This is a genomic window from Streptomyces sp. NPDC054847 (genome assembly GCF_053610925.1).
Genome location: NZ_JBSGZJ010000156.1, coordinates 1 through 14370 on the forward strand (window position 1 = coordinate 1; position 14370 = coordinate 14370).

The 14370-nt window shown below is 72.6% G+C and carries 10 protein-coding genes; 2 read left to right on the forward strand and 8 right to left on the reverse strand.

The features are described from left to right. The 5 genes from ACWGH4_RS17575 to ACWGH4_RS17595 all read right to left on the reverse strand — a co-directional run. The coding region (locus tag ACWGH4_RS17575) for an XdhC family protein (RefSeq protein ID WP_453461447.1) at positions 1-406 on the reverse strand (406 nt) is incomplete at its 3' end. 36 nt (positions 407-442) lie between these two features. Next, positions 443-1924 (reverse strand): NCS2 family permease, encoded by a 1482-nt coding sequence (locus tag ACWGH4_RS17580; protein ID WP_453461450.1) that lies wholly within the window; start codon positions 1922-1924, stop codon positions 443-445. Between the two features lie 243 nt (positions 1925-2167). Beyond that, positions 2168-4543, reverse strand: a complete 2376-nt coding sequence (locus tag ACWGH4_RS17585) for a xanthine dehydrogenase family protein molybdopterin-binding subunit (RefSeq protein ID WP_453461453.1) — start codon at positions 4541-4543, stop codon at positions 2168-2170. 2 nt (positions 4544-4545) lie between these two features. Further along, positions 4546-5145 (reverse strand): (2Fe-2S)-binding protein, encoded by a 600-nt coding sequence (locus ACWGH4_RS17590; protein ID WP_453461470.1) that lies wholly within the window; start codon positions 5143-5145, stop codon positions 4546-4548. A gap of 2 nt (positions 5146-5147) precedes the next feature. Continuing rightward, the gene (locus ACWGH4_RS17595) at positions 5148-6038 is read right to left on the reverse strand and encodes an FAD binding domain-containing protein (protein ID WP_453461456.1); all 891 of its coding nucleotides are present in this window, start codon (positions 6036-6038) and stop codon (positions 5148-5150) included. Between the two features lie 294 nt (positions 6039-6332). Between ACWGH4_RS17595 and ACWGH4_RS17600 the strand changes: the two genes are divergently transcribed. Together ACWGH4_RS17600 and ACWGH4_RS17605 are read left to right on the forward strand one after the other, a co-directional pair. Next, a complete protein-coding gene (locus ACWGH4_RS17600; RefSeq protein WP_453461473.1) occupies positions 6333-8021 on the forward strand; it encodes a PucR family transcriptional regulator in 1689 nt (562 codons plus the stop codon). Positions 8022-8101: 80 nt separating this feature from the next. Then, positions 8102-8632 carry a hypothetical protein gene (locus tag ACWGH4_RS17605; protein ID WP_453461459.1) on the forward strand — a complete coding sequence of 177 codons (531 nt, stop codon included), beginning with the start codon at positions 8102-8104 and terminating at the stop codon, positions 8630-8632. Between the two features lie 195 nt (positions 8633-8827). Here the strand turns inward: ACWGH4_RS17605 and ACWGH4_RS17610 are convergent, their stop codons facing one another. The 3 genes from ACWGH4_RS17610 to ACWGH4_RS17620 form a co-directional block, all read right to left on the reverse strand. Further along, a complete protein-coding gene (locus tag ACWGH4_RS17610) occupies positions 8828-10735 on the reverse strand; it encodes a hypothetical protein (protein ID WP_453461462.1) in 1908 nt (635 codons plus the stop codon). A 72-nt stretch (positions 10736-10807) separates the two neighbouring features. Further along, a complete protein-coding gene (locus ACWGH4_RS17615) occupies positions 10808-12574 on the reverse strand; it encodes an ABC transporter ATP-binding protein (RefSeq protein ID WP_453461464.1) in 1767 nt (588 codons plus the stop codon). Continuing rightward, a complete protein-coding gene (locus ACWGH4_RS17620) occupies positions 12571-14307 on the reverse strand; it encodes an ABC transporter ATP-binding protein/permease (RefSeq protein WP_453461467.1) in 1737 nt (578 codons plus the stop codon). Before ACWGH4_RS17620 ends, ACWGH4_RS17615 begins: the two co-directional genes overlap by 4 nt. Positions 14308-14370 lie beyond the last annotated feature (63 nt).

Sequence of the window (14370 nt, forward strand, 5' to 3'; positions counted from 1 at the left end):
CGGCGGGCCCGTCCGTGATCCGAGCGACCGCCGCCGCCTCCCCTCGGGCGGCGGCGGCCAGCGCGGCCGCGAACACCTTCCTGGCGGGCGCGTCGGCGTGGACCGGGGTGACGAGGATGTCGATGACGCCGCCGCAGGTGAGGCCGACCGCGAAGGCGTCCTCGTCGCTGTAGCCGAACTGCTCGAGGACGCTTTCGCCGTCCTCGAGGGCCTGCCGGCACAGCTCGTACACGGCGCCCTCCACGCACCCTCCGGAGACCGAGCCGATCGCCGTGCCCCCGCTGTCGACGGCGAGCGCGGCGCCCGGCTGCCTGGGCGCGCTGCCGCCGACGGCCACGACGGTGGCGACGGCGAAACTGCGGCCCTGCTCGACCCACCGGTGCAGCTCTTCGGCGATGTCCAGCATGTCGGTCTCCTTCGGGTGTTCTGCGGAGGCGGGCGGTTACTTGACTCCGAGCCAGCCCTCGATGGGGTGCAGCGCGAAGTAGGCCAGGAAGACGACGGCCAGGACCCACATGAGCCAGCCCACCTCGCGTGCCCGGCCCTGGACGGCCTTGATCAGCACATGGGCGATGACTCCGGCCGCGATGCCCGCGGTGATGGAGTACGTGAACGGCATCAGCACCGTGGTCAGGAAGACCGGGATCGAGGTCGCGGAGTCGTTCCAGTCGATGTGCTTGGCGTTGGTCATCATCATCGAGCCGATGACGACGAGCGCGGCGGCCGCGACCTGGGTGGGGATGACCTGGGCGAGCGGCGTGAAGAACAGGCACAGCGTGAACGCGAGACCGGTGACGACGCTGGCGAGGCCGGTGCGCGCGCCGTCGCCGACACCGGCGGTCGACTCGACGAAGACGGTCTGGCCGGAGGCGCCCGCGACACCGCCGATCGCGCCGCCCGCGCCGTCGATGGCCAGGGCCCGGTTGAGGCCCGGCATCTTGCCCTTGTCGTCGGCGAGACCCGCCTGCTGGCCGATGCCGATGATGGTTCCCATGGCGTCGAAGAAGCCGGCCAGCACCAGGGTGAAGACGATGACGCCGACGGTGATGCCGCCGACGCCGGCCATCCCGTCGAAGGAGACGGCGCCGAACAGCCCGAAGTCGGGGCTGGAGACGATGGAACCGGTGATCTCGGGTGCGTTGAGGCCGCCCCAGTCGGCCTTGTCGAGGCCGGCGAACTGGTGGACGGCGGCGGCGAACAGCGTGCCGCCGACGATGCCGATGAGGATGGCGCCGGGGACCTTGCGGACCTGGAGCATGAAGATCAGCAGGACGGTGACGGCGAAGCAGAGAACGGGCCAGCCGGTCAGCATGTCGCTGGTTCCGAGCTGGATCGGCTTGGCGCCGGCGATGCCTCCCTCGCCGGGCATGGAGGTCACGAACCCGGCCTGGACCAGGCCGATGAGACAGACGAACAGGCCGATCCCCATGGTGATGGCGTGCTTCAGCGCCAGCGGGATCGCGTTCATGATCAGTTCACGGAGACCGGTGACGACGAGCAGGACGATCACGGCGCCGTAGATGACGCACATGCCCATCGCGTTTTCCCAGGTCATCTCGGGCGCGACCTGGAAGGCCATGACTGCGGAGACACTGAGTCCCGCGGCCAGGGCGAGCGGCACATTGCCGATGAGGCCCATCACTATGGTGGTCGCCGCGGCGGCGAAGGCGGTCGCGGTGGTCAGCTGATCACCGTCGAGCCTGTTGCCGGCCGCGTCGGGCACCGACAGGATCACCGGGTTGAGCAGGATGATGTACGCCATCGCCATGAAGGTGGTGATGCCGCCACGCACCTCCCGGCCGAGCGTCGAGCCTCTCTTGGTGATGTGGAAATACCGGTCGAGCCAGGATCGTCCGGCGGGCTGGCGCGTACCCGCGCCGGCGTCCTCCGCCGTGGTCCGGGGCTCGGTGGACTGCTGGGTCATGGTGCCTACTCCCAAGGTTCACAGGGGCACCCGCCGTGGAGACTGGTGATGGCGGGATTTGGGATGGTGCTTGGCTGCACGACCCGGGGGACGGCCCGAGACGAACTCGCTCTTCGGGGTACTGCGGTGCTGCTGCGGCCGCGAGCGGTGCGGCACGTGTTCTCCCCGGGCGGCGCGGGCCGGCGGGGAACCGGCTGGTTCCTTGGAGGCATGGCGCGCACCGCCCGGAGAAGTGGGGAGGGATCAGGTGCCGGTGAGGTGCTCGGGGCGCACCGGCGTCCTGTCCAGTTCCAGACCCGTCGCGTTCCGGATCGCCGCGAGCACGGCCGGAGTGGACGACAGGGTGGGGGCCTCGCCGATGCCGCGCAGCCCGTAGGGGGCGTTGTCGTCGGCGAGTTCGAGCACGTCGACCGGGATGGTCGGCGTGTCGAGGATGGTGGGGATCAGGTAGTCCGTGAAGGACGGGTTCCTGACCTTCGCGGTCTTCGGGTCGACGATGATCTCCTCCATGACCGCGACGCCCAGGCCCTGGGTGGTGCCACCCTGGATCTGGCCGAGGACGGACAGCGGGTTGAGGGCCTTGCCGACGTCCTGGGCGCAGGCCAGCTCGATCACCTTCACCAGACCCAGCTCGGTGTCCACCTCGACCACCGCGCGGTGCGCGGCGAAGGAGTACTGGACGTGGCCGTTGCCCTGGCCGGTGCGCGGGTCGAACGGCTCCGTGGGGCGGTGGCGCCACTCGGCCTCGATCTCGACGGCCTCGTCCTCCAGCAGGTCCACCAGGTCGGCCAGTACCTCGCCGCCGTCCGTGACGACCTTGCCGCTCTCGAGCAGCAACTCGGCGGTGGCCCAGGCCGGGTGGTAGCTGCCGAACTTGCGGCGGCCGATCTCGAGGACCTTCTCGCGGACCAGCTCGCACGAGTTCTTCACGGCGCCGCCGGTGACGTAGGTCTGCCGGGAGGCGGACGTGGAGCCGGCGGAGCCGACCTGCGTGTCGGCGGGGCTGATCGTGACCTGTGAGACGCCGAGCTCGGTGCGGGCGATCTGGGCGTGCACGGTGACACCGCCCTGGCCGACCTCCGCCATCGCGGTGTGCACGGTGGCGACGGGCTCTCCCGCGATGACCTCCATGCGCACCTTGGCGGTGGAGTAGTCGTCGAAGCCTTCGGAGAAGCCGACGTTCTTGATGCCGACCGCGTAGCCGACGCCCCTCACGACGCCCTCGCCGTGCGTGGTGTTGGACAGGCCGCCGGGCAGCGAGCGGACGTCCGGGCCCTCGGTGGTCTCCCACTGGCGCTCGGGCGGCAGCGGGCGGGCCTTGACGCGGCGCAGCAGTTCGGCGACCGGGGCGGGCGAGTCGACCGGCTGGCCGGTCGGCAGCAGCGTGCCCTGCTCCATGGCGTTGAGCTGCCGGAACTCGACGGGGTCCATGTCGAGGGCCTTCGCCAGCTTGTCCATCTGCGCCTCGTAGGCGAAGCACGCCTGGACCGCTCCGAAGCCGCGCATGGCGCCGCACGGCGGGTTGTTGGTGTAGAGCGCGAGCGCCTCGATGTCGACGTCGTCGATGACGTACGGGCCCACCGAGAGCGAGGAGGCGTTGCCGACGACGGCCGGCGAGGCGGAGGCGTAGGCGCCGCCGTCCAGCACGATCCGGCACTTCATGTGCGTGATCCTGCCGTCGCGGGTGGCGCCGTGCTCGTACCGGAGCTTCGCCGGGTGGCGGTGGACGTGCCCGAAGAAGGACTCGAACCGGTTGTAGACGATCTTGACGGGCTTGCCGGTGCGCAGGGCCAGCAGGCAGGCGTGGATCTGCATCGACAGGTCCTCGCGGCCGCCGAACGCGCCGCCGACGCCGGAGAGCGTCATCCGGACCTTGTCCTCGGGCAGGCCGAGGACCGGGGCGATCTGCCGCAGGTCGGAGTGGAGCCACTGGGTCGCGACGTACAGGTCCACGCCGCCGTCCTCCGCCGGCACGGCGAGACCGGACTCGGGCCCGAGGAACGCCTGGTCCTGCATGCCGAAGGTGTACTCGCCGGAGACGATGACGTCGGCCCGCTTCGCGGCCTCGTCGGCGTCGCCGCGCACGATCGGCTGGCGGTGCACGATGTTCGGATGCGGCACATGGCCGGCGTGGTGGTCGTCGCGGCCCGGATGCAGCAGCGGCGCGTCCGGCGCGGTCGCGGAGGCCTCGTCGGTGACGACGGGCAGCTCCTTGTACTCGACCTTGATCTTGGCGGCGGCGCGCCGCGCGGTCTCCGGGTGGTCGGCGGCGACCAGGGCCACGGGCTCGCCGTGGTGGCGTACGACGCCGTTGGCGAGGACCGGGGTGTCCTGGATCTCCAGACCGTAGTTCTTCACGTCGGTCGGCAGGTCGTCGTAGGTGAGGACCGCGTAGACGCCGGCCTGGGCGAGCGCTTCCGAGGTGTCGATGGAGACGATCTCGGCGTGCGCGACCGTGGAGCGCAGGGTCTGGCCCCAGAGCATGTCCTCGTGCCACATGTCGGAGGAGTACGCGAACTCGCCGGTGACCTTGAGGATGCCGTCGGGCCGGAGCGTGGACTCGCCGATGCCGCCCTTGGTCTTCTGGGTGAGGTTCGTGGGTGTGCCGGTGGTGGCCATCGTCAGACCGTCGCTTCCTGGTTTCCCTGACGGGCGGCCGCGAGGCGAACAGCGTCGAGGATCTTCTCGTAGCCGGTGCAGCGGCAGAGGTTGCCGGAGAGCGCTTCGCGGATGTCCTCGTCGGTCGGCGACGGGTTGCTCTCGAGCATCTCGTCGGCGGCGACCAGCAGGCCCGGGGTGCAGAAACCGCACTGCACGGCGCCGGCGTCGATGAACGCCTGCTGGATCGGCGCGAGCTCGGTGCCCTTGCCGGTCTGCGAGTCGGTGACCCCATCGCCAGGCGCGGCGCTCCACCCCTGGGCGTCCTGGAGCGAGGTGCCGCAGGTTCCGCCGGCACAGGACTGCTCGCGCTGCTTGGCCAGGTCCGCCAGGCCCTCGACGGTGACGACCTCGCGGCCCTCGACCTGGCCGGCGGCGACCAGACAGGAGCAGACGGGAACGCCGTCGAGCCTGACCGTGCAGGAACCGCATTCGCCCTGCTCACAGGCGTTCTTCGAGCCGGGGAGGCCGAGGCGCTCGCGCAGCACGTAGAGCAGGCTCTCGCCCTCCCACACGTCGTCCGCTTCCTGCCGGCGTCCGTTGACGGTGAAATTGACGCGCATGGTCATGCAGCTCCTTCCAGCGTGCGGGCGGTGCCGCGGTACTGCTCCCAGGTCCAGCCGAGCGTGCGGCGGGCCATGATGCCGACGGCGTGACGGCGGTACTTGGCGGTGCCGCGCACGTCGTCGATGGGGTTGCAGGCGCCGGAGGCGAGCTCCGCGAACTGCTTGGCGACCGAAGGGGTGATGATGTCCCCGCTCTCCCAGAATCCGCCTTCTTCGAGCGCGGCGTTCAGGAAGTCCTCCGCGGCCTTGGCGCGGACCGGTGTGGGGGCGGCGGAGCCGATGCCGGTGCGCACGGTGCGGGACCCGGGGTGCAGGACGAGACCGAAGGCGCAGACAGCGATCACCATCGCGTTGCGGGTGCCGACCTTCGAGAACTGCTGCGGGCCGTCGGCCTTCTTGATGTGGACGGCGCGGATGAGCTCGTCGGGGGCGAGCGCGTTGCGCTTGACGCCCGTGTAGAACTCGTCGATCGGGATCATGCGGGTGCCCCGTACCGACTCCGCCTCGACCTCGGCCCCGGCGGCGAGCAGCGCCGGGTGGGCGTCGCCGGCCGGGGACGCGGTGCCGAGGTTGCCGCCGACCCCGCCGCGGTTGCGGATCTGCGGTGAGGCGACCGTGTGGGAGGCCAGCGCGAGCCCGGGCAGCTCGGCGCGCAGATTCTCCATGATCGCGGTGTACGGGACCGAGGCACCGAGCCGGACATTCTCGCCGCCGACCTCCCACTCGGTCAGCTCACCGATGCGGTTCAGGTCGAGGAGGTACTCCGGCCGGCGGTGGTCGAAGTTGATCTCGACCATCACGTCGGTACCACCCGCGATGGGGACAGCCGTGGGGTGCTCGGCCTTGGCGGCGAGCGCCTCCTCCCAGCTGGCGGGGCGAAGGAAGTCCATGGGTGGCTCTCTTCTCGATCGGGGTCGTACGTCGCGGTGGGGCCCGGGACAGCCGGCCCTCGACCTGTCATATGCGGTCGTTCATCTGCTGTTCACGCGGTGTGGTCCAGTACACAAGGCCCGATCCGGGCGGTGCAGTCACCGAAACCATGAAGGAGTTGGCTGGTCGCCTCCCTCGTCTTGTAGATTCGAACGAAAGGCGGAGATCAGCAACCTCACCGTTTCCCCATGGAAACGCCGGCGACAGATCTTTGGCCACGACCGGCAACAACGAGACAGATCGGCGGCGACGAGATGCGGCTGCGCGCACTGCTGGAGAACGACGCGCTGGGGCTGCGGCTGCTCGGCGGCGAGGACGAGCTCGACCGCGGGGTACGTGGCGTGATGACCACGGACCTGCGCGACCCCAGCCGGTACCTCTCCGGCGGCGAACTGGTGCTCACCGGGCTCGCCTGGCGGCACGGCGCGGCGGACTCGGAGCCGTTCGTCCGGATCCTGGCCGCCGCGCAGGTCGCGGGACTCGCCGCGGGCGAAGCGGAACTCGGCGACATCCCCGACGATCTGATCCAGGCGTGTTTGCGCCACCGGCTGCCGCTGTTCGCAGTGAACGAATCCGTCGCGTTCGCGACGATCACCGAGTACGTCGTACGGCAGGTCTCCGGCGAACGTGCCGGCGACCTCGCGGCAGTCGTCGACAGACACAGGCGCCTGATGACGTCCGGCCCGGCGGGCGGCGGCCCGGACGCCGTACTGGACCTGCTCGGCTCGGACCTGGACCTCCGTGCCTGGGTCCTGTCCCCCACCGGGCGGCAGATCGCCGGCGTCGGCGAAGGGCTGCCGGCGGAGGTCGGCGCGACGCTCGCCGGCGAGCACCTCGCCGCCGTGCGCACCGGCCGGCGCGCCCCGCACCGGACCGTCGTACGCGGAGTGGCCTACTCGCTTTTCCCGATCCGGAACACCGGAAGGGGAGCCGCGCCGGCCGTCAGGGACGTACGGGAAGGCGTGCTCTCCGACTGGCTGCTGGCCGTGGAGGCGGACGCCGCCGACTGGCCGGAGGCACGGCTCGACCTGCTCCAGGGCGTCACCCAGCTGATCGCCGTGGAACGGGACCGGCGCGAGGCGGCCCGCACGGTACGGCGTCGGCTCGCCCAGGAGGTCCTGGAGCTCGTGCAGACAGGCGCGGCCCCCGCTGAGATCGCGGCACGGCTGAGGGTCGCCGCGCCCGTGCTGCTGCCGGGCCTCGGCGCGGCGCCGCACTGGCAGGTGATCGTCGCCCGCGTGGACTGGGGCGCCGACTCGGCCGTCGAGACCGGGCCGGTCGCCCAGTCGCTCCTCGAGGAGATCCTCGTCGACCCGTCGGCCGCCGGCGCCGAATCCGCCGACCGGATCGCCGTCGCCCACACCGGCGACGAGGCGATCGCCCTGGTGCCGCTGCCGGTCGTGGGCCTCGGCGGCCTCGACGACGAGGACCCGCCCCCGGTCGACGCCGGCCTGCACGCCGACGCCCTCCTCGAGTCCGTACGCCTCCCGCTGACCGCCGGCCTGGCCGACGACGGACGCCTCACGCTCGGCGTCAGCGCGGCCGTGCACTCGGCGGAAGCCCTGCGCGGCGCCCTCGAGGAGGCCCGCCACGCCCGCCGCGTGGCCGCGGCACGGCCCGGCCGGGTGTGCGCCGCGGGCCACCACGAGCTGGCCTCGCACGTCCTGCTGCTGCCGTTCGTCCCCGACGACGTCCGCCGCGCCTTCACGGCCCGCCTGCTCGACCCGCTGCGGGACTACGACCGCCGCCACCGCGCGGAGCTCATCCCCACGCTGGAGGCGTTCCTCGACTCCGACGGCTCCTGGACCCGGTGCGCGACGCGCCTGCATCTGCACGTGAACACGCTGCGGTACCGGGTGGGCCGCATCGAGCAGCTCACGGGGCGTGACCTGTCGCGCCTGGAGGACAAGCTGGACTTCTTCCTGGCGTTGCGGATGAGCTGAGGGGGCGCACTCGTCCCCTCCATGCCGGGTCCCGGCGGGTACTCTCGCTGCCGGGTCCGGCACTTGCGAGAGGTGCAACGATGCACGCCGATACAGGGCTGACGCAGCACAACCTCGAGGCGCGCGGGTTCTGCGGCTTCATTCCGTTCAGCGGGCTGCCGAGCAGTGACGTGCCCGCGGAGGGCGGCGTCTACGTGGTGCTGCGGTCGTCTCTCGGCCCGCCGCGCTTTCTGACGACGAGTCCTGCGGGACGGCGCAGGCAGCGCGATCCGTCCGTCCCGCCGGAGCAACTGGCCCTCGAATGCGTCGAAGGCGCCCACGTCCTCTACATCGGCAAGGCGGCTGCCGGAGAGAGGACGGAGCATGGGCTGAGGGGAAGGCTGAGGCGGTACGCCAGGTCGGGCACCGGTTCGGCCGGCCACTGGGGAGGTCGCTACATCTGGCAGCTCGACGACTCCTCGGCCCTGCTGGTCGCCTGGTGCCTCACACCGGACCTTGATCCAGCACATGCTGAGGCCGACTTGATCGACGAGTTCATCCGCCTGCACGGCAAACCGCCCTTGGCGAATCTGCGCAGGGGAACCCGGACCCGGCGCCTTGCGGCTCCGTAGACCGACGAACGGCGGCGTGACACCGCACCACAGATGGGCGGCAAACAGCTCGCCCTCTGCAAACATCCGCTGGAACGCCGACGCCTGGGCGAAAGGCAAGCGGTCGGCTGTGCACAGGCGACCCTCCCGCCCTTCTCGTTCCTTACGCGGCGATGGAGCGGCGGGCCGGACCGGGCGAGCCCGGCCGGTCCTCGCTCACAGGGAGCGCAGCAGGGCCAGTGACGCTTCGCGGAGCCGGTCGTCGTCGTAGCGGGGGCTGGCGAAGCTCCATGGGTCGACGGCTGCGAGGCGTCTTTCGGAGTGTGCCCAGTGATGCAACTCGGTCCGCAGTTCCTCGGGGGCGCAGCCGATCTCGATCAGCCTCTCCAGAGCCAGGATCCCCACCGGTTCGGGACCGGCGAGCGCGGTGAAGACGGGGACGGCCACGGGGTACGGGTCGCCGGTGATCCGCCAGTGCGCCTCGGCCGCGTGCACGCGTGTCCACTCGTACGACGCGTCGAGAAATTTCTCGACGAGCGGCAGCAACGGCGCACCGGCCGGGCCGAGGAGGGCCGCGTCCTCCAGCCGCCAGTGCCCGGCCGAGACGGCCAACTGCTTCTGGAGTAGAACGACGGCCGGTTCCGCGGATCCTCCCAGGCGGGTTTCGGCGACCGCCGCCGCAACCGCGACCTCTTCGTCGGAGGGGCCGAAGCCGGGGTGGTCGAAGTCGAAGTCGTCGAAGTCGTCGGAGTCGCTCGGGTGCTCGGCGGGGCCGGCGGCCTCATGGAGGAGCACAATCACTTCGGCGTCCCCCACGCCGAGGTCGCCGAGCCTGCGCGCGACAGGGACCAGGGTGCGGCGGGGGCGCAGCAGCTCTTTGAGTTCGAACATCAGGGCGGTGGCCGATTCGGGTGTGAGCGTGGCGAGTACGCCGCTCGGTGGGCGCGACCCGGTCGCGCGCAGGGCGAGTCGCTGGTGTTCGAGCCGGCCGGTACGAGCGGCAAGCGCGTCCAGGGCTTCCGCGGCCGGGTCCGTCACCGCAGCAAGGAGGCGGTCGTCGCCCAGGCGCCCCAGGGCGAGTTGGGCGGCGGAGGCGACCCACCGGTCGTCGGAAAGGGCATGTGTGAGCAGGGCGTCGCTGAGCACCGGCTGCAATGGGCGCGTGGTGCCCGGCAGCCAACGGGCCACGGATTCCAGTATCCGGAGCCGGCACCGCGGATCCTGCTGCCGCTTCAGGGCCTCGCCGAGGAGCTCGACGGCCTCGTCCTCCTTGTCGCGCCAGACGGCGGCCAGCCGATCGGCCCGTCGCCACCCGTTCCCGTCACGGTTCCCGTCCCCGATCCACCGGTGGGCCACAGCCACACTGCTCGCCGGATCCTCGTCGAGGACTCGCTCGATACGGTGCCAGGTGTCGCCGACACCGGGGAACGGTCCGCTGTCCGCAGGACCGGCCCGGTCGGCCTGCTCGGCCAGGACCCTCACCGCTTCCGGCGGATGCGGCGTCCCGGACCGCTCCAGGAGCTCAAGCGCCGCCACGGTGAGCACTGCGGGGGTCCTGTCCTGCAATGCCGTGTCCAGCCGGTGCCGGACAGCTTCCGCGTCCGGATCGAGGCGCGTCAGCACCGTCAGGGCGTCCGCACGGATCCAGGCGTCCGGATCGGCCCTGTACCGGGCGGCCAGTTTTTCCAGCACCACCCGTACGGCTTGGCCGGTCGCCAGGGACGAGATCCTCACGACGGCCCGCCGCACATCGGCGTCGTCGTCGGTCAGGAACGGCAAAAGTGCGGGGACGAGGGCCGCGACCCGCCGGCGCCCTTCCTCCTCGTTCTCACCCCGCGGCCTTTCGCCCTCGCCCGCCGTGCCGGCGAGGATCTTCAGCAGACCCGCCCGCAGACGGGAGACATGAGCGGCGGCGTGCGCGAGGAAGGGGACCGCCTCAACCGTGGCCGGGTAGACCGACTCCTGGTGCAGGAGCACGTCCCACAGCGTGGCGAGCGCGTGGTCCGCGCCCTTCTGCTCCCGCCCGTACAGGGCCCGGATCAGCTCCGGGACGTCGTCAGCTCCGCCCCGCGCGTGCCAGTACGACGCCCAGTCGACTGCGCCGAGTTCATCAGGTGCTCTCACGGCCGGAACCGTAACGGACGGGTCCGACAGCGGTCGCGATGCGGCCCACCGCCGCTCGGGCAGGAGCGAGGGTCACCCCCGCGCCAGCACCCTCGCGAACGCGCCGCCCTCCGCCGCCAACTCCGCCCACGTGCCCGTCTGCACGATCCGTCCCGACTCCAGTACCGCCACGCGGTCCGCGCGGCGGATCGTCGACGGGCGGTGGGCCACGACCACGGTCGTGCGCAGGGGCGCGCCGGCCGTCAGCGCCGACGCCACCGCCGCGTCGCCCTCCGTGTCGAGGTTGGCCGTCGTCTCGTCCAGGACCAGCACGCGCGGGCGCGTCAGCAGCGCGCGGGCCAGGGCGATGCGGGCGCGCTGGCCGCCGGACAGGGTGGTGCCGCGTTCGCCGACGCGCGTCTCGTACCCGTCGGGCAGTTCGGCGGCGATCCGGTCGACCCCGGCCACGCGTGCCGCCTCCGCGAAGGCCGCCGCGTCCGCGTCGGGTGCGGCGAGGCGGAGGTTCTCCGCCAGCGTCCCGTGGAACAGCGGTGCGTCCTGGCCGACGACGGACACGGCGCCGCGCAGGTCGGTCTCGGCCAGGTCGCGCAGGTCGACGGGCGGACCGGATTCCGGGACGAGTTCGACCGCGCCCGACGCCGGGTCCCAGAACCGCGCCAGCAGATGCGCGCACGTCGACTTGCCGGCGCCGGAGACGCCGACGAGGGCGAGTGTCTCGCCGGGCCGGACCGTCAGGTCGAGCCCGTCGAGCACGGCCCGGTCGCCGTAGTCGAAGCGCACGTCTCGCAGCCGTACGCCGAGTGGTCCCCCGGGCAGCGGCCGGGGCGCCGCGGGCGGGGGTGCGCCCGCGGGGGCCCGTACGGCGGCGCCCACCCGCGACGCCGCGGCCCGCAGCCCGCCCGCCTGGCCGAGCGCGGCGGCCGAGTCGGCGACCGGTGCGAGCACGCCGAGCGCCAGGGCCATCGCCGCGGGTGCCCAGGCGCCGGCGACGGTGTGCGCGGCCGCCAGTACGACTCCGACGACGGCCACGACGACGAGCAGGTCGCGCACGGCGGCCGCGTCCGCTTCCCACGCCTGCTCCGACCGCTGGGCCTCCCCGAGGGCGCGGCCGTGGGCGCGTAGCCGGTCGCGCCGGGCGTCGAACGCGCCGAAGGCGAGCAGTTCCCGGAGTCCGTCGACGGTCTCCACGGCCTCCGCCGAAAGGTCCGCCGCCGCCGCCCGGGTCCGGGCGCCGCGCACCGCGCGGCCGCGGGACTCCAGCAGCGGACCGAGGGCGAGCAGCGCCGCGACGGGAAGCACGGGCAGCAGCAGCCACGGTTCGAGCAGCGCGAGCGCAACCGATCCGCCGCCGAACACCACTCCCGATGCGAGGAGTTGTGCCACGGCGTGGGCGTAGAAGAACTCCAGGGCCTCCACGTCGCCGAGCGCGGCGGAGGCCAGGTCGCCGCTGCGTCGCCCTTGGATGCGGGCGGGTGCGCTGCGGGCGAGGCCGTCGAAGACCCGGACGCGCAGTTCCGCCAGGACGCGGTAGGCGAGGTCGTGCGAGAGGTCCATCTCGCGCCAGGTGGCGAGGGCGCGCACGGCGACGAGCACGAGGAGGGCGGTGACCGTCACGGGGCCGGGGGTCTGCCGTTCGACGACGGCCGTGCCGACGGTGTGGGCGGTGAGCGTGACCAGGGCGACGAGGGCCGCCTGGTCGGCGAGGGCAGCGGCGAATGTGCGGACGGTCATGGCCCGATGGGCGTCGAGCACCGGCAGCAGGGCCCGCAGAGCGCCTCGTTCGGCCCTCTGTTCCGCCTTGTGCGTGGCCGTTCGCCCGGCCTCTTGTCCGGTCTTCATGCGGCCCTTCCTTCTGTGGTGCGTCCGGCCGCGACGAGGCGGGCGTAGACGCCGTCCCCCGCGAGCAGGGTCGCGTGGTCACCGACGGCGTCGACACGTCCGCCGTCGAGGACGACGATGCGGTCGGCGTCCCGTACGGAGTCGAGGCGGTGGGCGACGACGAGGCAGGTGCGGCCCCGGGCGGCCGACAGCAGTTCGCCGACGATGCGGGCCTCGCGGCGTTCGTCCACGGCGCTGGTCGCCTCGTCGAGCACGAGGACGGGCGCGTCGGCGAGCAGCGCACGTGCCAGGGCCAGTCGTTGGCGCTGGCCGCCGGAGAGGGTGGCACCGCGTTCGCCGACCTGTGTCGCGTAACCGTCGGGCAGCCGGACGATCTCGTCGTGGATGCCGGCCGCCCGGGCGGCGTCGTGCAGGGCGGCGTCGGTGGCCCCGGGGGCGCCGAGGCGCAGGTTGTCGGCGACCGTGGCGTGGAAGAGGTACGTCTCCTGGGAGACGACCGCGATGCCGCGGCGCAGCGAGCCGAGCGTGTACGCGCCGGCGTCGAGGCCGTCGACGAGCACCCTGCCCCGGTCCGGGTCCGCTCGGCGGAGCAGCAGGCCCAGCAGCGTCGACTTGCCGGCGCCGGAGGGGCCGACGATCGCGGTGACACGGCCTGCGGGGGCGGTGAAGGTCACACCCTGGAGGGCGGGGCGTCCGCCGCCGGGATGTGTGAAGTCCACGTCCTCGAAGCGGACTTCGGGGACGGCGGGCCATGCGGCGACGGTCCGTCCCGTGTCGGGTACGCCGCCCTCCGCGGTGCGCAGAGCGGCGATCCCGTCGGCGGCCGACACCCCGAGGTACCCGGAGTGCCATTCCCTGGACAGGTCCCGCACGGGGCGGAAGCACTCCGCCGCGAGCATCAGCACCAGATACGTGCTCGTGGAGGGCGCGTGCCCCGACACGGCGGCACCGCACGCGACGAGCGCGGCGGCGACCGTGCCGCCCTGCACGGCGAGGTCGGTGAGTCCCGTGTCGACGAGCGAGACGCGGAGTTTGGCGACCGTGGCACGGTGCAATTCCCGTGAACGCTCCTCCAGCCGCGCCCTGGTGCGTCCGACCGCGCCGGCCGCGCGCAGGGCGGGCATGCCCTGCAACGCCTCCAAGTAGTCGGCGGACAGGGCCTCGTACGCGCCCCAGTGCTGTTGCCCGCGGCGCTCCAGGAGCTTGTCCCACCAGCGGGGCGCGAACAGCGCGAGCACGAGGGCGGGGGCGAGCACGAGAACGGCCAACGGCTCCACGACGCCCACGGCGAGCAGGAGTGCCGGCGGCACGGCGCAGGTGATGAGCAGCTGGGGCAGGTAGCGGGAGACGTACGCGTCGACTCCCTCCACGCCGTCGACGAGAGTGGCGCGTACGGCTCCGGCACGCGCGTCGGCCTGTTGCGGCGGCCTGTTCCTGCCGAGGCGTACGAGCAGTTCGTCGCGCAGCCCGGTGCGCACGGCAGCTCCGGCGTTCACCGCGACACGCCGCTGCGCGCGGCCGAGGACGGCGCGGGCGAGGACGGCCGCGAGCACCGCGCCGAGCAGCGGCGGGAGTCCGCCGGTGTCCCCTCGCGCGATACGGGCCAGGGCGACGGCGAGGAGGACGGCCTGCGCGAGATGGGTGACGGTGACGGCCGCGAGCAGCGCGGTGGCCGTGAGCAGGGGGCGCCGCGCGGTACGTGCGGCGCGCAGCAGCTCCGGGTGGAGCATCATGACGGTTCGTCTCCTTGGTTCGTACGGCCTGTCGCACGGCCGGCGGCAGGACGGGCCGTACGG

Bases quoted from the DNA above. Each gene is read 5' to 3' on its own strand.
- ACWGH4_RS17580 (WP_453461450.1), bottom strand. From the start codon at position 1,924: ATGACCCAGCAGTCCACCGAGCCCCGGACCACGGCGGAGGACGCCGGC.
- ACWGH4_RS17585 (WP_453461453.1), bottom strand. From the start codon at position 4,543: ATGGCCACCACCGGCACACCCACGAACCTCACCCAGAAGACCAAGGGC.
- ACWGH4_RS17590 (WP_453461470.1), bottom strand. From the start codon at position 5,145: ATGCGCGTCAATTTCACCGTCAACGGACGCCGGCAGGAAGCGGACGAC.
- ACWGH4_RS17595 (WP_453461456.1), bottom strand. From the start codon at position 6,038: ATGGACTTCCTTCGCCCCGCCAGCTGGGAGGAGGCGCTCGCCGCCAAG.
- ACWGH4_RS17600 (WP_453461473.1), top strand. From the start codon at position 6,333: ATGCGGCTGCGCGCACTGCTGGAGAACGACGCGCTGGGGCTGCGGCTG.
- ACWGH4_RS17605 (WP_453461459.1), top strand. From the start codon at position 8,102: ATGCACGCCGATACAGGGCTGACGCAGCACAACCTCGAGGCGCGCGGG.
- ACWGH4_RS17615 (WP_453461464.1), bottom strand. From the start codon at position 12,574: ATGAAGACCGGACAAGAGGCCGGGCGAACGGCCACGCACAAGGCGGAA.
- ACWGH4_RS17620 (WP_453461467.1), bottom strand. From the start codon at position 14,307: ATGATGCTCCACCCGGAGCTGCTGCGCGCCGCACGTACCGCGCGGCGC.